Raw genomic sequence first — 21461 nt, 5'->3', positions numbered from 1 at the left:
CCAGTTCCAGTGGCTAGAATGTTCGGTGGCTTTGCTTCTTCCTACGAGGTAAAAAACACCTCTACGTCAGAAGCTCCATCCTCCCTCACATTCTGAACGAGCCACTTCCGCTTTTCTAAAGAAGATAGGTGGGGGATAACTGCAGGCATGTGCTCGATTGGGCGAGCTTTCCATCAGTAGGGGAATGAAAAAACCCCCACTGATGGAAGTTTCACTTTATCCTGAAAAAACTGAATTGAAAACCTTCATGAGGGGAAGTTTCGTTTTATAATTAGGAAACTTTACATTCTTTATTCATAAAATAAAGAACAGCTGATTAAACGTGAGAAAATATGGATAGGATAGAGAAGGAAGCAAAAGAGTTGCAAAATTTTTTAATACGTATATAATTAAAGTCAAAGATAGTCAAAGTCAATAAAGGTGGAGGATAAATGAGAAATATATCTGATATTATTGAACAATATCTAAAGCAAGTTATTGACTTAAGTAATAATAATGCAATTGAAATTAAAAGAAGCGAAATTGCTGATAAGTTTGATTGCGTGCCATCTCAAATTAACTACGTTATTAATACTCGTTTTACGCTAGAAAGAGGATTTGTAGTGGAAAGTAAACGTGGTGGCGGAGGTTACATTCGCATTATAAAAGTCAAATTGCATGATGATATAGACATTATTGATCAAATGTTACAAATGATTCAGTATAGTATTGCACAGTCGAGTGCGGAGAGTATAATAAGGCGTTTAGCTGAAGAAGGCATTGTTACAACCAGGGAAGCAAAGCTCATGTTTAGTGTGATAGATCGATCTGTACTACTAACAGACTTACCGCTTCGAGATGAATTGCGAGCACGTATGCTTCGAGCAATGCTTAGAACACTGAAGTATAAGTAAAACTTCTTTTAGGAATGATCTATCTCCTAAAGGTTAGTTGAACGAATAAGGTTATAAATTCATAATTCGTTCCTATTGTAAAGGTGGGGAAATACGTTGATTTGTCAAAACTGTAATTCACGATCAGCAACGCTACATTTTACAAAAGTAATGAATGGAGAAAAGACGGAGATTCATCTTTGTGAGCAGTGTGCACAAGAAAATGAATATACGTCTTTCTTTCAATCAAACAAGTCCAGTTTTTCATTTCATAATTTATTAGCAGGTTTACTGCATGTTGAACAACCTACGCTTGAGAAAAAAACAAATGGCTTTTCGAATACGGATCCTTTGCAATGTTCGAAATGTAATATGACGTATTCGCAATTTGCAAAGGCCGGTAGATTTGGTTGCTCTTCTTGTTATGAAACATTTAAAGAACAATTACAACCGATGCTAAAGCGGCTTCATGGCGGGCATACAAGTCACAATGGGAAAATTCCTAACCGTATAGGAGGAAATATTCATCTAAAAAAAGAATTAGATGAGTTAAAACTAAAATTGCAGGAATGCATACAACAAGAAGAGTTTGAACAGGCTGCAGAATTACGCGATAAAATTCGCAGCTTAGAAAATCAGCTTCGTGAGCATAGAGAGGGGGAATAGTTCTATGTCACTCGATCGTATTATGAGCGAAGCAATTAGCCCGTGGATGAGGGAAGATGGTCCTGATTCCGATATTGTTTTAAGCAGTCGCGTTCGATTGGCTCGGAATTTACGAGATTACCAATTCCCGACTATGTTAACAAATGAAGAAGCAGAGCAAATGATTAAAGTATTTCAAGAAAGGTTTGCTAATCAAACGGTCGAACCTTTTGGGATATTTGAACTTTTACAAATGAATAGCATTCAGCCGCTGCAGCGCAGAGTATTAGTAGAAAAGCACCTTGTAAGTCCAGATTTAGTGGGAACAGAATATGGTGCTTGTTTATTATCTGAGAATGAACAAGTAAGCATTATGCTTAATGAAGAAGATCATATTCGAATTCAATGTTTATTTCCGGGATTACAATTATCAGAAGCGCTGCATAGTGCAAATCGAATTGATGATTGGATAGAAAGTCAGGTTGAATACGCATTTGATGAACAAGTTGGTTATTTAACGAGTTGTCCTACAAATATAGGAACGGGTTTACGAGCTTCAGTGATGATACATTTGCCTGCTCTTGTGTTGACAGGACAAATGAATCGTATCGTTCAAGCAATTAATCAACTTGGTTTAGTGGTAAGAGGGATATATGGTGAAGGTAGTGAAGCGCTAGGAAATATATTTCAACTTTCGAATCAAATGACGCTAGGAAAACCTGAAGAAGATATTGTAGAAGATTTAAAAAGTGTTGTTCAGCAACTTATTCAACAAGAGCGAACAGCGAGGGAATCTATCATGAAAAATTCAGGCGTAGAGCTTGAGGATAAGGTATATCGTTCTTATGGTGTATTGGCAAATAGCCGCTTAATTGAATCTGCTGAGGCTGCAACATGTTTATCGGATGTGCGGCTTGGTATTGATCTTGGCTATATCGAAAATATATCCAGAAATATTTTAACAGAGTTAATGGTACTTACACAGCCGGGAATTTTGCAGCAATATGCTGGTGGTCCACTGCAACCTGATGAAAGAGATTACCGCAGAGCAGCACTTATTCGTGAAAGATTGCAAATTGAACAAAATCGAGCGAAGTAGGAGTGTGATTTATATGATGTTTGGAAGATTTACAGAGCGAGCACAAAAAGTATTAGCGTTATCCCAAGAAGAAGCAATTCGCATTGGTCATAATAATATCGGTACAGAGCATATTTTACTCGGTCTTGTACGAGAAGGAGAAGGAATTGCTGCGAAAGCATTGGTCGCACTTGGATTAAGCCCGGAGAAAGTTCAAAAGGAAGTAGAGGCGTTAATTGGGCGTGGTACAGAGATGTCTCAAACAGTTCACTATACGCCACGTGCAAAAAAAGTGATAGAGTTGTCCATGGATGAAGCACGTAAACTAGGTCATTCTTACGTGGGAACGGAGCATATTTTACTCGGTCTTATTCGAGAAGGAGAAGGGGTTGCAGCCCGTGTTTTAAATAATTTAGGTGTAAGTTTAAATAAAGCACGCCAACAAGTACTGCAGCTTCTTGGTAGTAATGAGACTGCGTCTGGTCATCAAGGTGGTGGTTCTGCTAATGCAAGTACACCGACACTTGATAGTTTAGCTCGCGATTTAACAGTTGTAGCTCGAGAAGGTCGTTTAGATCCAGTGATTGGCCGCAGTAAAGAGATTCAACGTGTAATTGAAGTGTTAAGTAGAAGAACAAAAAATAATCCTGTATTAATCGGAGAACCTGGTGTTGGTAAAACGGCGATTGCTGAAGGATTAGCACAACAAATTGTAAACAATGAAGTTCCGGAAACTTTACGTGATAAGCGTGTTATGACATTAGATATGGGAACTGTAGTTGCTGGTACGAAATATCGCGGTGAGTTTGAAGACCGCTTAAAGAAAGTTATGGATGAAATTCGTCAAGCGGGTAATATTATTTTATTCATTGATGAGCTTCATACATTAATAGGTGCGGGTGGTGCAGAAGGAGCAATTGATGCATCAAATATTTTAAAACCATCATTAGCACGCGGGGAACTGCAATGTATTGGAGCAACAACGCTAGATGAGTATCGTAAATATATTGAAAAAGATGCTGCATTAGAGCGACGTTTTCAACCAATCCAAGTTGATGAACCAAGTCTAGAGGAATCAATCCAAATTTTAAAAGGATTACGTGACCGTTATGAAGCGCATCATCGCGTTTCTATCTCAGATGACGCGATTGATGCAGCTGTAAAATTATCTGATCGTTACATTACAGATCGTTTCCTACCTGATAAAGCAATTGATTTAATTGATGAAGCAGCTTCGAAGGTTCGTTTACGTTCTTATACAACACCACCAAATTTAAAAGAACTTGAATTGAATTTAGAGGAAGTAAGAAAAGAAAAAGATGCAGCGGTGCAAAGTCAGGAATTTGAGAAAGCGGCTTCTTTACGCGATATGGAACAGCGCCTACGTGAGAAATTAGAGGATACGAAGCGTCAATGGAAAGAGCAGCAAGGTAAAGAGAACTCAGAAGTAACAGTAGAAGATATTGCAAATGTTGTTTCAACGTGGACTCGAATTCCAGTTTCTAAGCTAGCTCAAACAGAAACAGACAAACTATTGAACTTAGAAAATATTCTACATGATCGTTTAATCGGACAGGATGAAGCTGTAGTTGCGGTTGCGAAAGCAGTTCGCCGTGCAAGAGCAGGCTTAAAAGATCCAAAACGTCCAATCGGTTCTTTTATTTTCTTAGGACCAACTGGTGTTGGTAAAACAGAACTTGCCCGTGCGTTAGCGGAATCTATGTTTGGTGATGAGGATGCAATGATTCGTATTGACATGTCGGAGTACATGGAGAAACACTCTACTTCTCGTTTAGTTGGTTCTCCTCCAGGATATGTTGGATATGAAGAAGGTGGCCAATTAACAGAAAAGGTTCGTCGAAAGCCATATTCGGTTGTCTTACTTGACGAGGTAGAAAAAGCGCATCCAGATGTATTCAATATTTTATTACAAGTACTAGAAGATGGTCGTTTAACCGATTCAAAAGGCCGTACAGTCGATTTCCGTAATACAATTGTGATTATGACTTCTAACGTCGGTGCAGATGCATTAAAGCGAAATAAACATCTTGGATTTAATGTACAAGATGAAGGTCGTGATTATGCAGATATGAAGGGTAAAGTAATGGATGAGTTGAAAAAAGCATTCCGCCCTGAGTTTTTAAACCGTATTGATGAAATTATTGTTTTCCATACATTAGAGAAGAAACATATTAAAGAAATTGTTACTCTTATGGTAGAACAGTTAGTTAAACGTTTAAGAGAACAAGAGATTGATTTAGAGTTAACAGGTGCGGCAATTGAAGCGATTGCGGATAAAGGATTTGATCCTGAGTATGGTGCACGTCCACTGCGTCGTGCGATTCAAAAACATGTTGAAGATCGATTATCGGAAGAGCTTCTTAAAGGAGTTGTTGAGAAAGGTCAAAAAGTTGTTTTTGATACAGAAGGGGAATCATTTGTCATTCGCAGTGCAGAAAAGGTAAAATAAGTATAGACAAACAAAAGAGGGCTAAACAATAGCCCTCTTTCTTGTACAAGAAAGAAATACTTTTGTTACACATGAAAGTGAAGTGTAAAAAACGATGGCTAAAAAGAAAACAAAATTTATATGTCAAGAATGTGGTTATCAGTCACCGAAGTACATGGGAAGGTGCCCAGGATGTGGACAGTGGAATACCCTAGTCGAGGAGATGGAACCAGTTGTATCATCACGTCGACTTAATTATGCAAATGCAATTCAAACTGAAGTAACGAAGCCTCGTCGTTTGAAAGAAGTGGAAACGAAAACAGAAGCGCGTATTGAAACAAATTTCCAAGAATTTAACCGGGTTCTTGGAGGAGGAATTGTAGATGGCTCTCTCGTACTTATAGGGGGAGATCCTGGTATTGGGAAATCGACATTGTTATTGCAAATATCATCACAACTAGCAGATCTTTCTTATGATGTCTTATATATATCGGGGGAAGAATCCGCAAAACAAATTAAACTTCGGGCAGATCGTCTTCATGTAAATGGAGATAATTTATTTGTTGTATCAGAAACAGATCTACAACGAATTGCAGTATATATAGATGAAATGAATCCGTCATTTGTTGTAATTGATTCTATTCAAACGATTCATTTACCAGAAGTAACTTCAGCACCGGGAAGTGTCGCGCAAGTACGTGAATGTACAGCAGAATTGATGAAGCTTGCGAAAACAAAAGGAATTCCTATTTTTATTGTAGGGCATGTAACGAAAGAAGGGGCTATTGCTGGTCCTCGTATGTTAGAGCATATGGTGGATGCTGTTCTTTATTTTGAAGGGGATCGTCATCATACATATCGAATTTTACGAGCAGTAAAAAATCGTTTCGGTTCAACTAATGAGATGGGGATTTTTGAAATGAAGGAACTTGGTCTTTCAGAGGTGTTAAATCCTTCGGAAATTTTTCTAGAAGAAAGGCCTGTGGGTGTTGCGGGTTCAACGGTTGTTGCCTCTATGGAAGGAACAAGACCTGTTTTAGTAGAAATACAAGCATTAATTTCTCCTACAAGTTTCGGGAATCCAAGGAGAATGGCAACGGGAATTGATCATAATCGCGTCTCTCTTATTATGGCAGTGCTGGAAAAAAGAGCGGGGTTATTGCTCCAAAACCAAGATGCTTATTTAAAAGTTGCTGGAGGAATCAAGTTAGATGAACCTGCAGTGGATTTAGCGGTTGCAATAAGCATCGCATCAAGTTTCCGCGATAAAACGACTTCCCCAGGCGATGCTGTTATTGGTGAAGTTGGTTTAACTGGAGAAGTTCGCCGTGTCTCTCGTATTGAACAGCGTGTACAAGAAGCGGCAAAATTAGGGTTTCAACGTGTAATTATCCCAAGGAAAAATTTGGGTGGATGGGCGATTCCGGAAGGGATTGAAGTAGTTGGCGTATCAAATATAGGAGAAGCTCTTCGATTTGCACTAGGAGGATAAGATATGGAAGAAAACAAGCAACGTTCTAAAAGTATTATTAATATTTTGCAGCTTGTTGCACCGGGGACACCGCTAAGAGAAGGAATTGATAATGTGCTTCGTGCACAAACGGGTGGGCTTATTGTAATCGGATACAACGAACAAATTAAAAGTATTGTTGATGGAGGATTTCATATTAATTGTGCCTTTTCTCCTGCCAGTTTATACGAACTAGCAAAAATGGATGGAGCTCTGATTTTAAATGAAACGGGGAGTAAAATCTTAATTGCGAATGGACAGTTAGTTCCTGATCCAACTATTGACTCCATTGAAACAGGTATGCGCCATCGAACAGCAGAGCGAGTGGCGAAGCAAACGGGTAGCCTTGTTGTTGCTATTTCACAAAGACGGAATGTAATCACCTTATATCAAGGGAATTTACGTTACACATTAAAAGATATTGGGGTTATTTTAACAAAAGCAAATCAAGCAATTCAAACATTAGAAAAGTATAAGGCCGTATGGAATGAAGGAATAACAAACCTTGGTATTTTGGAATTTGAAGAAGTCGTTACGATGTCTGAAGTTGTACATGTATTGCATAGCGTTGAGATGATGCTGCGTATTAAAAATGAAATTTTTAGTTACATTCATGAGTTAGGAACAGAAGGAAGACTTATTCGTTTACAGTTAACGGAGTTGCTTGCTGACGTAGAAGCAGAAGCTGCACTATTAATTAAAGACTATTATCATGAAAAAACACAGGATCACTATCAAATTTTAAAAAAGTTACAAGAGCTTGCGAATGCCCAGCTTCTAGAAGATAGCGATTTAGTAAAACTACTTGGATATTCTGGACAAATGAAACTAGAAGAAAGCATTACACCGCGTGGATATCGGATTGCAAGTAAAATTTCTAGAGTTCCACCTCTTATTATCGAAAATCTAATTAATCGTTTTAAGAATTTGCAAGGAATTTGCCGTGCAACAATTGCAGAATTGGATGATGTGGAAGGAATTGGAGAAGTGCGGGCGAAAAAGATACGAGAGGGTTTAAAACGAATTCAAGAACACTTATATATGAGCAGACACAATTAAGAATATTACATTGGTTTCATAATATAACGACACTCAAAGATTTTTTATATATGATATGATATATTGGTAAATAAAACAAATCATGAAAAAAACACGTCCACTTTTGCACTCGACGTTTTGAGTGGCGAAGTAATGGTTAATAATGAGTAGGAGGTGGTTGAATGTTAAAACGAATCGTACAGCTTTTCTTTTTAGTTATTGGAGGAGCATTAGGAATTTTTCTTATTCCAAAAGTGATTGATATGTTGGGTATAGGTGCAGTTCCTTGGCTTGAAGGTTCTTATATTCGTGCAATTATTGGTGCAATCATTTTATTTTTAACAACGTTTTGGCTTGTAGATTATATTGTTCAGCTTATTAAACATATTGAGGAAGCGCTTGTAAAAGCGCCTGTTACAGATGTTTTATTTGGAACGTTAGGATTAATCTCAGGGCTAATTGTTGCGTATTTGATCTTGATTCCGGTTCGCGAAATTACCATTCAAGTCATTAGTACAGTATTGCAAATCTTTTTCACGCTATTACTTGGTTATTTAGGATTCCAAGTAGGGTTTAAAAAGAGAAATGAGCTGTTGGGGTTGTTTACATTATCGCAACGTGGAGGAAAGAAAAAAAATATTAGCAATGAAAATGAGGAAGTAGAAACGCTAACCTCTTATTGGAAAATATTGGACACTAGTGTTATTATTGATGGGCGCATTGCGGATATTTGCCAAACAAAATTTTTGGAAGGCACAATTGTCATTCCGCAATTTGTGTTAGAAGAATTACAGCATATTGCTGATTCTTCGGATGCGTTAAAGCGTAATCGCGGACGAAGAGGTTTGGATATTTTAAATCGTATTCAAAAAGAGTTACCTATTCCAGTAGAAATTTATGAAGGTGATTTTGAAGACATTCAAGAAGTCGATAGTAAGCTTGTGAAACTAGCAAAATTAACTGGTGGAACTGTTGTTACCAATGATTTTAACTTGAATAAAGTTTCTGAATTGCAAGGTGTGACAGTTTTAAACATTAACGATTTAGCAAATGCCATTAAGCCAGTTGTACTTCCAGGTGAAGAATTAAGGGTATATGTCGTGAAAGACGGGAAAGAGCAAAATCAAGGTGTTGCTTATTTAGATGATGGTACAATGATCGTTGTTGAAGATGGTAGAGAGTATGTTGGTTCCCAACTTGATGTGCTTGTTACAAGTGTACTGCAAACATCTGCAGGCCGTATGATCTTTGCCAAACGTAAATTGTTAGAGAAAGCGTTATAAGTAGAGGATTAAGACGATGTATACATTAATTATTCCAGCAGCAGGACAAGGTAAGCGTATGGGCGCAGGGAAAAATAAGTTATTCTTGCAACTTGATAATGTTCCCATTATTATTCATACATTACGGGCTTTTGAAAAAGATGAACAATGTAGACAAATTATTTTAGCGATTAATGAGAGAGAGCGTTCTTATTTTGAAGAACTTCTTCAAACTTATCATATTCAAAAAGATATTCGATTTGTTCAAGGCGGAAATGAGCGCCAGGATAGTGTATATAATGCTCTTATGTATGTAAGAGAGATAGAGTATGTACTTGTCCACGACGGGGCACGTCCGTTTGTAACGAAAAAGATGATTGAAGATGTATTGCAAATGGCGAAAGAAAAGGGTGCTTCTATTTGTGCAGTACCTGTGAAAGATACAATTAAAAAAGTGATGTATGATGCTGTTGTTGAAACAGTAGAACGTTCCCAACTGCGAGCGGTTCAAACACCGCAAGGGTTTCATGTTCCTATTTTGTTAGAGGCGCATGAGAGTGCAAAACAAGCGGATTTTCTTGGAACTGACGATGCCAGCTTGGTAGAACGCCTTTCTAAAGATGTAGGAGTTGTAGAAGGAAGCTATTACAATATTAAGGTAACAACACCTGAAGATTTAGTGATTGCTGAAAGCTTCTTGCGAGTTTTGCAAATACAGTAGCGATGTTATAATAGAAAAGCTCGGTAGCTACCGAGCTTTTCTATGTATAGAGTGGAAAATTCGGCGCGCGGACATATAAAGGCCCGCGCGAGTAATATAATGTGAAGCTGCCTATAAATAGCGGGATAAAGTGAAACTTCCATCAGTGGGGGTTTTTTATCTTCCACCTATCTTCTTTGTTTTCTCAGAATCTTGAGGTGGGAGTCTTACTGCCCGTTAGAGCGGGATAAAATTTATTAGTGTAGTTTGAGGAGGAATTGAAAATGTTTCGAATTGGACAAGGTTTTGATGTGCATGCATTTGCAGAAGAAAGACCATTAATTATTGGTGGGATTACAATTCCATATGAGAAAGGTTTACTTGGACACTCTGATGCTGATGTCCTTTTACATACAATTGCGGATGCTTGTTTAGGAGCAATCGCTGCGGGAGATATCGGTAAGCACTTTCCGGATACAGATCCTGCATTTAAGGATGCGGATTCAGCTGTGCTTTTGCAAAAAGTATGGGAGTTTGTTACAGAGCAAGGGTATGTACTTGGCAACTTAGATTGTACAATTATTGCTCAAAAGCCAAAAATGGCACCGCACATTGAAAGTATGCGTGTGAGAATTAGTGAGCTGCTGCAAACAGACATCGAGAATGTGAATGTAAAAGCAACGACGACAGAAAAATTAGGTTTTACAGGACGAGAAGAAGGAATTGCTTCACAAGCTATTGTATTATTACAGAAAAAATAGTTGTTTTTAATTCGTAAGATGGATAATCATATTTTTTTGGTGTACAATTAAGGAATCTGTTGACATTAAGAATGGAAGGTGTACCAATTATGGAAAAGCAAGTGAGAGTGCGCTATGCGCCAAGTCCAACAGGACACTTACATATCGGAAATGCACGTACGGCATTATTTAACTATTTATTCGCTCGTAGTCAAAACGGAAAATTTATTATCCGTATTGAAGATACAGACGTAAAGCGTAATATTGCTGGCGGCGAAGAAAGCCAATTAACGTACTTAAAATGGCTTGGCATGGACTGGGATGAGAGCGTCGATGTTGGTGGCGAATATGGTCCGTACCGTCAAATGGAGCGTTTAGATATTTATAAAAATTTATATGAAGATTTACTTGAGCGTGGTTTAGCTTATAAATGCTATATGACAGAAGAAGAATTGGAAGCAGAACGTGAAGGGCAAATCGCTCGTGGTGAAACACCTCGTTATGCAGGTAATCACCGTGAACTAACAGAAGAACAAGTAAAACAATTCGAGGAAGAAGGACGCATTCCGAGTATTCGTTTCCGTGTGCCTGAAAACCGTGAATATGTTTTTAATGATATTGTAAAAGGTGAAGTATCCTTTAACTCAAATGATTTCGGTGATTTTGTTATTGTGAAGAAAGATGGTATTCCAACTTATAACTTTGCAGTAGCAGCAGATGATCATTTTATGGAAATCTCGCACGTTCTTCGTGGTGATGACCATATTTCCAATACACCAAAACAAATGATGATTTATGAAGCATTTGGTTGGGATGTACCGCAATTTGGTCATATGACGTTAATCGTGAATGAAAGCCGTAAAAAGTTAAGTAAACGCGACGAATCAATTATTCAATTTATTGAACAATATGAAGCGCTAGGATATCTTCCAGAAGCGATTTTTAACTTTATCGCATTATTAGGTTGGTCACCAGTAGGGGAAGAGGAAATCTTCTCTAAGGATGAGTTTATTGAAATGTTCGATGCAGCTCGCTTATCGAAATCACCAGCGTTATTCGATTCGCAAAAATTAAAGTGGATGAACAACCAATATATGAAAAAGCAAGACTTAGATCGCGTTGTTGAATTAAGCTTACCGCATTTAGTGAAAGCTGGCCGTGTAAGTGAAAATTCAAGTGAGCAAGAATTGGCTTGGATTCGCGATGTGATTGCTCTATATCATGATCAAATGAGTTTTGGTGCTGAAATTGTTGAACTATCTGATATGTTCTTTAAAGATCATGTAGATTATGAAGAAGAAGGACAAGAGGTGCTGAAAGGTGAACAAGTACCAGAAGTTCTTCGCGTGTTTGCAGCAGAATTAGAAGCATTAGAAGAAGTAGAACCTGCAACAGTTAAAGCGGCGATTAAAGCTGTTCAAAAACAAACTGGTCAAAAAGGAAAAGGTTTGTTCATGCCAATTCGTGTTGCAACAACTGGTCAAACACACGGACCAGAGCTTCCGAATGCAATCGCACTTCTTGGAAAAGAAAAAGTTTTAAATCGTGTTCGTAAAGTAATTGGTTAACATTTTACGGATTTAGAAATATAATAGAAATACTCCAAAATGAAATAAACAAAAGCGACGAGAAGGAGAAGTAGAAAATCATGCTTTTCACAGAGAAAACCACCATTTGGCTGGAAGTGGTTTAAAAGCGGATTTTTGAAGTGCCCCTTTGAGTCTTCTGCTGAACAACGAATGTATTTCGAGAAACGTCATGATGATGTAAAGTAAGCAGAAGCGGTATAAACCGTTATCATGTTTGAGTTTGAGGTCTTTTTAGGCCTAAACAGAGTGGAACCGCGCTAGTAAGGCGTCTCTGTCTATAGACAGAGACGCCTTTTTCTATACATGAAAGGTATGGGGGGAAGTTTTACTTTAAACAAAAAAGGGGGAACACCGATGTTTAAGAGGCTTCGGGAGGATATTGAAGTCGTCTTTGAACAGGATCCAGCGGCGAGAAGTTATATCGAAGTGATTTTAACTTACTCTGGATTGCACGCAATTTGGGCACATCGTATTGCGCACGCCTTTTATAAGCGAAAATTTTTCTTTTTTGCACGTGTTATCTCGCAAATGAGCCGTTTTTTTACAGGTATTGAAATTCACCCAGGGGCAACGATCGGTCGTAAGTTTTTTATCGATCATGGTATGGGAGTTGTAATTGGAGAAACGTGTGAAATTGGAGATAATGTGACGATTTATCAAGGCGTTACGTTAGGTGGTACAGGAAAAGAGAAAGGGAAACGCCACCCAACGATTAAAGATAATGTGTTAATTGCGACAGGTGCGAAAGTGCTTGGATCGATTACAGTTGGAGAAAATTCTAAAATTGGTGCTGGTTCAGTTGTGCTGAAAGAAGTGCCTACGCATTCTACAGTTGTAGGCATTCCTGGTCGTGTCGTGATTCAAAATGGCGTAAAAGTAGGCCACGAATTAAATCATTGTGATCTTCCAGATCCAATTTTTGATAAGTTGAAAGCGATGGAAGCTGAAATTGAGAAATTAAAAGAGCAACTTGAAGTAAAAGTAGAAAGGACGGATAAAAATGACTATTCACATTTATAATACGTTAACGCGTCAAAAAGAAGCATTTATTCCATTAGAAGAAAATAAAGTGAAAATGTATGTATGCGGACCAACTGTATACAACTACATTCATATTGGGAATGGAAGGCCGCCGATTGTGTTTGATACAGTACGCCGTTATTTGGAGCACCGTGGTTATGATGTTCAATATGTATCTAATTTCACGGATGTGGATGATAAATTGATTAAAGTTGCCAATGAATTAGGAGTAGATGTTCCGACAGTTGCAGATCGTTTTGTTAAAGCATATTTTGAAGACGTAACTGCACTAGGTTGCAAACATGCAACGGCTCACCCTCGTGTAATGGAAAATATGGATATTATTATCGAATTTATTCAAGAGCTTGTAGCTAAGGGATATGCATATGAGTCTGAAGGGGATGTGTATTACAAAACGAAGGAATTTGAAGGATACGGTAAATTATCACATCAACCAATTGCAGACCTGCGTCATGGTGCACGCATAGAAGTTGGAGAAAAGAAACAAGATCCACTTGACTTTGCATTATGGAAAGCGGCGAAAGAAGGAGAAATCTTCTGGGATAGCCCTTGGGGGGAAGGTCGCCCAGGTTGGCATATTGAGTGCTCAGCCATGGCACGTAAGTATTTAGGTGATACAATCGATATTCATGCTGGTGGGCAAGATTTAACATTCCCGCATCATGAAAATGAAATTGCTCAATCAGAAGCATTGACTGGAAAAACATTTGCACGTTACTGGATGCACAATGGATATATTAATATTAATAATGAAAAGATGTCTAAATCGTTGGGTAACTTTGTTCTTGTTCACGATATTATTAAGCAGTACGATCCGCAATTAATTCGTTTCTTTATGTTATCTGTGCATTATCGTCACCCAATTAATTTTAGTGAGGAATTATTGCAGCATACAAGTAACGGATTAGATCGTATTAAAACGGCTTATGGTAACTTAAAGCATCGCATGGAAAGTAGTACAGATTTAACGGATCACAATGAGAAGTGGTTAGCTGAGATGGAGAAATTCCAGGCTGCATTTGAAGAGGCAATGGATGATGATTTTAATACAGCAAACGCCGTAACGGAGTTATACAACTTAGCAAATCATGCAAATCAATATTTATTAGAACAACATACATCAAAAGCGGTAATTGAAGCGTATGTGAAGCAATTTGAAACGCTATTTGGAATCTTAGGATTAGAATTAACGAAAGAAGAATTACTTGATGAGGAAATTGAAGCATTAATCCAAAAACGTATTGAGGCCCGTAAAAATCGTGATTTTGCATTATCTGATCAGATTCGCGATGAGTTAAAAGAGCGTAACATTATTTTGGAAGATACACCACAAGGTACGAGATGGAAAAGAGGCTAAACATGATTGATGCAAAGCAATTAAATAGCTTAGCGTTAGCGTATATGGGTGATGCGGTATATGAACAGTATATCCGCTATCACTTGCTTCAAAAAGGGACAGTTCGTCCAAATCAACTACATCGTTTGGGGACAAGCTTTGTTTCTGCAAAAGCACAAGCAAAAGTGGTTCATCATTTATTGGAGACAGCATTTCTTAATGAAGAAGAGGAAGCTGTATTAAGAAGAGGACGTAATGCAAAATCAGGTTCTGTTCCGAAAAATACAGATGTACAAACGTATCGATATAGTACTGCTTTTGAAGCGTTGATTGGATATCATTATTTATTAAATCATCAAACGCGAATAGAAGAGATTGTATGTGAAGCGATTCGTGTATTAGAGAATAAGGAAGGAGGCGCGTAAGCGTGAATAGTGAATATATTATTGGTCGTAACCCTGTAATTGAAGCGCTGAGATCAGGTCGTGATATTAATAAGATTTGGATTGCAGAAGGTGCTGCGAAAGGACAAGTGCAAATTGTACTTGCATTAGCGAAAGAAAATAAAATTTTAGTACAGAATGCGCCAAAGAAAAAATTAGATCAACTTGTAGAGGGGAATCATCAAGGTGTAATTGCACAAGTGGCAGCATATGAATATGCAGACTTAGAGGGTTTATTTGCAGTAGCAGCGAAGCGGAATGAAGATCCTTTCTTTTTAATTCTTGATGAGATTGAAGATCCACACAACTTAGGTTCTATTATGCGTACGGCAGATGCGGTAGGAGCTCACGGTATTATTATTCCGAAGCGCAGAGCGGTTGGTTTAACAGCGGCAGTTGCAAAGGCTTCGACGGGAGCGATTGAGTATGTTCCGGTAGCTCGTGTGACAAATTTATCGAGAACGATTGATGAGTTAAAAGAGCGTGGACTTTGGATTGCAGGTACAGATGCAAAAGGAAAAGATGACTATCGTAATTTAGATGGAAATATGCCAATTGGCTTAGTGATTGGTAGTGAGGGGAAAGGTATGAGTCGCCTTATTGGCGAGAAATGCGATTTCCTCATCCATTTGCCGATGGCTGGTAAAGTTACATCCTTGAATGCCTCAGTTGCTGCTAGCTTGTTAATGTATGAAGTGTATCGGAAACGTCATCCAATCGGTAAGTAAGAATGAATGATATTTTAATCGTTGATGGCTACAACATTATTGGGGCTTGGGCAGATTTGAGAAAGCTAAGGGATGTAGACTTGCAGGCTTCACGCGACTTACTTATTGATAAAATGGCAGATTATCAAGGATATACAGGCACGAAAGTTATGATTGTGTTTGATGCGTATTCTGTTTATGGAATTGAAAAGAAGATGAAACAAGCGCGTGTTGACGTGATTTTTACAAGAAAGAACCAAACGGCCGATGAGAAAATTGAGCAACTCGCAATTGAACTACGTAATATTAATACGCGTATTTATGTTGCGACGTCTGATTACACAGAGCAGTGGGCTATTTTTGGACAAGGTGCTCTGCGTAAATCAGCGCGTGAGTTAGAGATAGAAGTTCAGGCGATGGAACGAACCGTACGTCATGAAACGAAGAAAACAAAAGAAACGCAACCGGCTATGCGAACGATATTTAGTGAAGAAGTTACAGAAAAATTAGAAAAATTAAGACGAGGAGGGCGTTGAAATGTTGACGCTCTCCAATTTCTTACTGTATAATATTGCTAAATAACTAGCGGTCGGAGGGATCAGATTGGAAGTAGACTTCGCAAGCGACAACAGTGTTATATTTAGTGGTTTAGAGGATGAAGAGATAGTTGAATTAGTAAGGAAAGGTAATGTAGATGCGCTAGAGTATTTGATTCATAAGTACAAAAACTTTGTTCGTGCAAAATCAAGATCTTATTTTTTAGTTGGTGCTGATCGTGAAGATATTATTCAAGAAGGTATGATTGGATTATTTAAGGCGATTCGTGATTATAAAGAGGACAAGCTATCTTCTTTTAAAGCTTTTGCGGAATTATGTATTACACGCCAAATTATCACCGCTATTAAAACTGCGACAAGGCAGAAACATATTCCTTTAAATTCGTACGTGTCTTTAGACAAGCCAATTTATGATGAAGAATCTGATCGAACTCTGTTAGATGTTATATCTGAGGCGAAGATGACGGATCCTGAAGAGATGATTATTAGCCAAGAAGAGTATGTTGATATAGAATCAAAAATATCTGAATTATTAAGCGATTTAGAAAGAAAAGTACTGTCTTTGTACTTAGATGGAAGATCGTATCAAGAGATTTCAGAGCAATTGAATCGTCATGTGAAATCCATTGATAATGCTCTGCAACGAGTGAAAAGAAAACTAGAACGTTATATGGAAATGAGAGAAGCGGCAACTGTTAATGCGTCCTCCATTAAGCGAAATATATAAATGCCAATTGAAAAATCGAATCCTTTCTAGAGGGGAGAAGGTATTTGGCTATACATAGAAGCGGTCAGATCCTTTTGCCAAAAATACACAGATTAAAATAAAGGGCGAAAGCCAGCGGGTCATTTTTATTTTATAAAGCAACGGCTTATGTGTTGAGAAACAAAAATGGGTTTATATAGATGCTTCTTTAAATTATATTAAAATAGTAGATTAATAGAAAAGAGAGGTTTTTCCTCTCCTTTTCTTTTTGGAGTAGGTGGGAAGTGTCATTGACATTGTATTTTATTGTATGATACATTTTTAATGAAATAATGTTACAAGGCTGGTGTAACAGATGAGAAAAAAAGTTGTACTCGCATGTGAAAAGTGTAATAATCGAAACTATTCCACAATGAAAGATATAAGCTCAGTAGAGCGTCTTGAGATAAAGAAATTTTGTAAAACATGCAATGCGCATATGATTCATAAGGAAACAAAATAAATAATCGTAATTATGCACTGGAGGTTCCGGAAATGCGTTTGACGAACTTTTTTGGCGATGTAAGCCGTGAAATGAAAAAAGTAAGTTGGCCGAAAAAAGATGAATTATTCCGTTCGACACTTACTGTAATTGCAACCGTTGTATTCTGTGCAGTTTTCTTTGCAGTGGTGGATATGGGGATTTCTTCTTTAATTCGTTTAATTCTTGAATAAGAAGCACTTATACATGATATAATGTTAATGTTATTTATACGAACTGTGTAAAAGCCCGGTGAACGGGTTTTTTCATTTGCGCGAAAAAATGTACGTCAGGGAGGGAAGGACGGTCGTCCTAAATCAATGGAAAAACGTTGGTATGTTGTCCATACTTATTCTGGATATGAAAATAAAGTAAAAACGAACCTAGAGAAACGTGTAGAATCAATGGGTATGCAAGATAAGATTTTCCGTGTTATTGTTCCAGAGGAAACAGAAGTAGAAATGAAAAACGGAAAAGAGAAAGTAACTAAGAGAAAAGTATTTCCAGGTTACGTATTAGTAGAACTTATCATGACAGATGATTCTTGGTATGTTGTCCGCAATACACCGGGGGTAACAGGGTTTGTTGGTTCTTCTGGATCTGGTTCAAAACCATCTCCGTTATTAGAAGAAGAAGTAGTTGTGATTTTAAAACACATGGGGATGGAAAATGAAGTAGTTGACTTTGATTTTGAACTTCATGAGACTGTACGTGTGAATGAGGGCCCATTTGCAAACTATACAGGTGCTATTAATGAAATTGACTTAGAAAAACAAAGAGTTACAGTACTTGTTGATATGTTTGGTCGCGAAACTTCAGTTGAGCTAGACTTCCACCAAATTGAAAAATTATAAAATCAAACTTGAAATGAATTGTAAAAAGTGATAATATCTTTAAAGTCAGTACGTCTTCGGAAACGGAGACGTTTTTTGAAAAATTTTATCGCTAAAGATAAAATATGAAGTGGGAGGGCAAAAAATAATTGCCCATTGACCACATCACGGACTTAAGGAGGTGTGTCTCGTGGCTAAAAAGGTAATTAAAATGGTAAAACTTCAAATTCCTGCAGGTAAAGCTAACCCAGCTCCACCAGTTGGTCCAGCATTAGGACAAGCGGGTGTTAACATCATGGGCTTCTGTAAAGAGTTCAACGCTCGTACAGCAGATCAAGCTGGTCTAATCATTCCTGTTGAAATTACAGTATTTGAAGACCGTTCATTCACTTTCATTACTAAAACTCCTCCTGCTGCTGTTCTTCTTAAGAAAGTAGCTGGTATCGAGTCTGGTTCTGGTGAACCAAACCGTAATAAAGTGGCAACTGTTAAGCGTGATAAAGTTCGCGAAATCGCTGAAACTAAAATGCCTGACCTAAACGCTGCTAGCGTAGAAGCTGCAATGCGTATGGTTGAAGGTACTGCACGCAGTATGGGCATTGTTATCGAAGACTAATTCGATTTGTTATTTTGTAAAAGAGGTTGCGGGTCTGGAGTTCCAATTCGCAACCTTTATTATCGTAAATGAATGTCGTTTTTTAAATAAAAGGGTGGGCGCACATCCTCGGTTGTATCGAAAATAAGGCGTAAACGTGGGAGGTTATTCCGCTAAAACCACATTGAGGAGGAAATAAAATGGCTAAAAGAGGTAAAAAGTACGTAGAAGCTGCGAAGCTTGTTGATCGTGCGACTGCTTACTCTGCAACAGAGGCAGTAGAATTAGTAAAGAAAACAAACACAGCTAAATTTGATGCAAGTGTAGAAGCTGCATTCCGTTTAGGCGTTGATCCTAAGAAAGCTGACCAACAAATTCGTGGTGCAGTTGTTCTTCCACACGGTACTGGTAAAGTACAACGTGTATTAGTATTCGCTAAAGGCGAAAAATTAAAAGAAGCTGAAGCAGCTGGAGCTGACTTCGTAGGTGATGCAGATTACATCAACAAAATCCAACAAGGTTGGTTCGATTTTGATGTAGTAGTAGCAACTCCTGACATGATGGGTGAAGTTGGTAAACTTGGTCGTGTATTAGGACCTAAAGGTTTAATGCCAAACCCTAAAACTGGAACAGTTACTTTCGACGTAACAAAAGCAGTTAACGAAATCAAAGCTGGTAAAGTAGAATACCGCGTTGATAAAGCTGGTAACATCCATGTGCCAATCGGTAAAGTATCTTTCGAAGATGCGAAATTAGTTGAAAACTTAGAAACAGTTGCTGACGCGCTTCTAAAAGCTAAGCCAGCTGCTGCAAAAGGTACTTACATGAAGAACGTAACAGTTGCTTCTACAATGGGACCTGGCGTACGCGTTGACGTTTCAACTATTGCGTAAAAATTGGAAGTTGACTTCATGATGAAGTTTTAATATAATCATCTATGTTGTGAATTTTAATAGTGTACCGTAGACAGTAGGTGCCATCTTGGCTTAATATCCTACCGAGGTGTAAATATACGGAACGGAAATTTTCTGTGACTATATGCCTCCATGTCTATAACTGGGCACGGAGGCTTTTTAGTGCACTTTCGGTACATCTTCTATATAATCTACAGGAGGTGTAATAACATGACTAAAGCAATCGAAGCAAAACAACATGTTGTAACTGAAATCGCTGGTAAACTTAGCGAAAGTAAATCAACAATCGTTGTTGACTACCGTGGTTTAACAGTTTCTGAAGTAACAGAATTACGTAAAACATTACGTGAAGCTGGCGTTGAGTTCAAAGTTTACAAAAACTCTTTAACTCGTCGTGCTGCAGAAGTTGCTGAACTAACTGAGTTAAATGAATTCCTAACAGGACCAAACGCTATCGCGTTCAGTAACGAAGATGTAGTTGCTCCTGCGAAAGTATTAAACGACTTTGCGAAAAATCACGAAGCTTTAGAAATTAAAGCTGGTGTAATCGAAGGTAAACTTGTAACTGTTGATGAGGTTAAAGCTATCGCTACTCTTCCATCACGTGAAGGCTTACTTTCTATGCTTCTTAGCGTTCTTCAAGCTCCAATCCGCAACCTTGCACTTGCTGCAAAAGCTGTTGCTGATCAAAAAGAAGAGCAAGGCGCTTAATTTTTTAAAAGATAATTACGTGTTATCGATCAAACAATATGAACTTATTTAATAAGGGAGGATATTTACAATGACTAAAGAACAAATCATTGAAGCAGTTAAAAATATGACTGTATTAGAACTTAACGACTTAGTAAAAGCTATCGAGGAAGAATTCGGCGTAACTGCTGCTGCTCCTGTAGCTGTTATGGGTGGCGCTGCTGGTGAAGCTGCTGCTGAGAAAACTGAATTTGATGTAGTACTTGCTGATGCAGGCGCTCAAAAAATCAAAGTTATCAAAGTTGTTCGTGAAATCACTGGTCTTGGATTAAAAGAAGCTAAAGAAGTAGCTGACAACACTCCAAAAGCAGTTAAAGAAGGCGTTTCTAAAGAAGAAGCTGAAGAAATCAAAGCTAAACTTGAAGAAGTTGGCGCTGCTGTAGAAGTTAAGTAATTAACTTTTGAAGCTTAAAAAAAGCTCGCTCTCATGCGAGCTTTTTTTTTAACTGTAAAGAAAAGAGGTGGCCATATGGCAGACCATTATTTTTCTAATGATCCTTCTAGCAAAAGTGATCGTAAACGTTGGGAATATACGCTTAGAGGATCTCAATTTGTTTTCTTATCTGACCACGGAGTATTTTCAAAAAATGAAGTGGATTTTGGTTCTCGTCTTTTAATTGAAACGTTTCAAATGTCAGATGTTCAAGGTGATGTGTTGGATGTCGGGTGTGGGTATGGTCCAATTGGTTTATCTTTAGCGAAAGAGTTTCAAGGGCGCGTAGTTCATATGGTGGATGTAAACGAAAGGGCGCTTGGGCTTGCAAAAGAAAACGCTGCTAATAACCGAATTGGAAATGTCCAAATCTATCAAAGTAGTGTATATGAAAATGTGAGTGGAGAATATGCTGCTATTTTATCAAATCCGCCAATTCGTGCTGGAAAACAAGTTGTGCATGAAATTTTAGAAGAAGCGGTGAATCATCTTGTGTCGGGCGGCGAGCTTTGGATTGTAATTCAGAAAAAGCAAGGTGCGCCATCTGCGATGAAAAAATTAGAAGAAGTGTTCGATGTTGTGGAAGTCGTAGAAAAGAAAAAAGGCTATTATATCATAAAATCAAAAAAACGTTGACGGTTATTTTGGGTTGTGTTAACATTATAAAATGCCAATATATGATTTTCTGCGTTGAGAACAATGTATATTTTTGCTTCTCTTGGAAAAGATAGTAAAATCAGCAG

Annotated in this window: 24 protein-coding genes and 2 other annotated features; all 24 genes read left to right on the top strand. The window is 38.0% G+C overall.

What is annotated here, in order from left to right:
• The first annotated feature begins 431 nt into the window (after window positions 1–431).
• The 24 genes from ACIGHG_RS22670 to ACIGHG_RS22555 all read left to right on the top strand — a co-directional run bounded on the left by ACIGHG_RS22670 (window position 432) and on the right by ACIGHG_RS22555 (window position 21354).
• Window positions 432–893: a CtsR family transcriptional regulator gene (locus tag ACIGHG_RS22670; RefSeq protein WP_336474415.1), complete on the top strand. Its 462-nt coding sequence runs from the start codon at window positions 432–434 to the stop codon at window positions 891–893.
• Between the two features lie 96 nt (window positions 894–989).
• Window positions 990–1538 (top strand): protein-arginine kinase activator protein McsA, encoded by a 549-nt coding sequence (mcsA, locus tag ACIGHG_RS22665; protein WP_090918621.1) that lies wholly within the window; start codon window positions 990–992, stop codon window positions 1536–1538.
• A 4-nt stretch (window positions 1539–1542) separates the two neighbouring features.
• Window positions 1543–2616: a protein-arginine kinase McsB gene (gene mcsB, locus ACIGHG_RS22660; protein ID WP_090918619.1), complete on the top strand. Its 1074-nt coding sequence runs from the start codon at window positions 1543–1545 to the stop codon at window positions 2614–2616.
• Window positions 2617–2629: 13 nt separating this feature from the next.
• Window positions 2630–5065 (top strand): ATP-dependent protease ATP-binding subunit ClpC, encoded by a 2436-nt coding sequence (clpC, locus tag ACIGHG_RS22655; protein WP_336474416.1) that lies wholly within the window; start codon window positions 2630–2632, stop codon window positions 5063–5065.
• A 94-nt stretch (window positions 5066–5159) separates the two neighbouring features.
• A complete protein-coding gene (gene radA / locus ACIGHG_RS22650) occupies window positions 5160–6536 on the top strand; it encodes a DNA repair protein RadA (protein ID WP_336474417.1) in 1377 nt (458 codons plus the stop codon).
• A 3-nt stretch (window positions 6537–6539) separates the two neighbouring features.
• Entirely contained in the window at window positions 6540–7613 is a 1074-nt protein-coding gene (gene disA / locus ACIGHG_RS22645) for a DNA integrity scanning diadenylate cyclase DisA (protein WP_396550639.1), read from the top strand.
• A gap of 161 nt (window positions 7614–7774) precedes the next feature.
• On the top strand, window positions 7775–8875 hold the full coding sequence (locus tag ACIGHG_RS22640; RefSeq protein ID WP_396550637.1) for a PIN/TRAM domain-containing protein: 1101 nt from the start codon (window positions 7775–7777) through the stop codon (window positions 8873–8875).
• Window positions 8876–8891: 16 nt separating this feature from the next.
• The gene (ispD, locus tag ACIGHG_RS22635) at window positions 8892–9575 is read left to right on the top strand and encodes a 2-C-methyl-D-erythritol 4-phosphate cytidylyltransferase (RefSeq protein WP_336474419.1); all 684 of its coding nucleotides are present in this window, start codon (window positions 8892–8894) and stop codon (window positions 9573–9575) included.
• Window positions 9576–9838: 263 nt separating this feature from the next.
• The gene (gene ispF, locus ACIGHG_RS22630) at window positions 9839–10315 is read left to right on the top strand and encodes a 2-C-methyl-D-erythritol 2,4-cyclodiphosphate synthase (protein WP_396550635.1); all 477 of its coding nucleotides are present in this window, start codon (window positions 9839–9841) and stop codon (window positions 10313–10315) included.
• 89 nt (window positions 10316–10404) lie between these two features.
• Window positions 10405–11862 (top strand): glutamate--tRNA ligase, encoded by a 1458-nt coding sequence (gltX, locus tag ACIGHG_RS22625; RefSeq protein WP_336474420.1) that lies wholly within the window; start codon window positions 10405–10407, stop codon window positions 11860–11862.
• A 48-nt stretch (window positions 11863–11910) separates the two neighbouring features.
• Window positions 11911–12159, top strand: a binding site (T-box leader).
• 78 nt (window positions 12160–12237) lie between these two features.
• Entirely contained in the window at window positions 12238–12903 is a 666-nt protein-coding gene (cysE, locus tag ACIGHG_RS22620) for a serine O-acetyltransferase (RefSeq protein ID WP_396550632.1), read from the top strand.
• Window positions 12884–14281, top strand: coding sequence for a cysteine--tRNA ligase (gene cysS / locus ACIGHG_RS22615; protein ID WP_336474422.1), 1398 nt, complete (start codon window positions 12884–12886; stop codon window positions 14279–14281). The genes cysE and cysS overlap by 20 nt, the downstream gene beginning before the upstream one ends.
• 2 nt (window positions 14282–14283) lie before the next feature.
• Window positions 14284–14685: a Mini-ribonuclease 3 gene (locus ACIGHG_RS22610; protein WP_090918600.1), complete on the top strand. Its 402-nt coding sequence runs from the start codon at window positions 14284–14286 to the stop codon at window positions 14683–14685.
• Between the two features lie 2 nt (window positions 14686–14687).
• Window positions 14688–15431 (top strand): 23S rRNA (guanosine(2251)-2'-O)-methyltransferase RlmB, encoded by a 744-nt coding sequence (rlmB, locus tag ACIGHG_RS22605; RefSeq protein WP_396550629.1) that lies wholly within the window; start codon window positions 14688–14690, stop codon window positions 15429–15431.
• 2 nt (window positions 15432–15433) lie between these two features.
• Window positions 15434–15946 carry an NYN domain-containing protein gene (locus tag ACIGHG_RS22600; protein ID WP_090918596.1) on the top strand — a complete coding sequence of 171 codons (513 nt, stop codon included), beginning with the start codon at window positions 15434–15436 and terminating at the stop codon, window positions 15944–15946.
• A gap of 61 nt (window positions 15947–16007) precedes the next feature.
• A complete protein-coding gene (locus ACIGHG_RS22595; RefSeq protein WP_336474438.1) occupies window positions 16008–16694 on the top strand; it encodes an RNA polymerase factor sigma-70 in 687 nt (228 codons plus the stop codon).
• 334 nt (window positions 16695–17028) lie between these two features.
• Entirely contained in the window at window positions 17029–17175 is a 147-nt protein-coding gene (gene rpmG, locus ACIGHG_RS22590; RefSeq protein ID WP_090918592.1) for a 50S ribosomal protein L33, read from the top strand.
• 32 nt (window positions 17176–17207) lie between these two features.
• Complete coding sequence (secE, locus tag ACIGHG_RS22585) at window positions 17208–17387, top strand: preprotein translocase subunit SecE (protein WP_020062280.1); 180 nt, start codon at window positions 17208–17210, stop codon at window positions 17385–17387.
• Between the two features lie 126 nt (window positions 17388–17513).
• Entirely contained in the window at window positions 17514–18047 is a 534-nt protein-coding gene (gene nusG, locus ACIGHG_RS22580; protein WP_090918590.1) for a transcription termination/antitermination protein NusG, read from the top strand.
• A 169-nt stretch (window positions 18048–18216) separates the two neighbouring features.
• The gene (gene rplK / locus ACIGHG_RS22575; RefSeq protein WP_001085872.1) at window positions 18217–18642 is read left to right on the top strand and encodes a 50S ribosomal protein L11; all 426 of its coding nucleotides are present in this window, start codon (window positions 18217–18219) and stop codon (window positions 18640–18642) included.
• A 179-nt stretch (window positions 18643–18821) separates the two neighbouring features.
• Window positions 18822–19514: a 50S ribosomal protein L1 gene (rplA, locus tag ACIGHG_RS22570; protein ID WP_035433734.1), complete on the top strand. Its 693-nt coding sequence runs from the start codon at window positions 18822–18824 to the stop codon at window positions 19512–19514.
• 49 nt (window positions 19515–19563) lie between these two features.
• Window positions 19564–19705, top strand: a sequence feature (ribosomal protein L10 leader region).
• Between the two features lie 40 nt (window positions 19706–19745).
• Window positions 19746–20246 carry a 50S ribosomal protein L10 gene (gene rplJ / locus ACIGHG_RS22565; RefSeq protein ID WP_336474423.1) on the top strand — a complete coding sequence of 167 codons (501 nt, stop codon included), beginning with the start codon at window positions 19746–19748 and terminating at the stop codon, window positions 20244–20246.
• Window positions 20247–20316: 70 nt separating this feature from the next.
• On the top strand, window positions 20317–20679 hold the full coding sequence (rplL, locus tag ACIGHG_RS22560; protein WP_090918586.1) for a 50S ribosomal protein L7/L12: 363 nt from the start codon (window positions 20317–20319) through the stop codon (window positions 20677–20679).
• 75 nt (window positions 20680–20754) lie between these two features.
• Window positions 20755–21354 carry a class I SAM-dependent methyltransferase gene (locus tag ACIGHG_RS22555; protein ID WP_396550625.1) on the top strand — a complete coding sequence of 200 codons (600 nt, stop codon included), beginning with the start codon at window positions 20755–20757 and terminating at the stop codon, window positions 21352–21354.
• Window positions 21355–21461 lie beyond the last annotated feature (107 nt).

Source organism: Bacillus sp. NPDC077411 (assembly GCF_044543425.1).
GTDB lineage: Bacteria > Bacillota > Bacilli > Bacillales > Bacillaceae_G > Bacillus_A > Bacillus_A bruguierae.
Note: the sequence above shows the minus strand (reverse complement) of the source record. Positions and strands in the feature narration are given on the sequence as shown.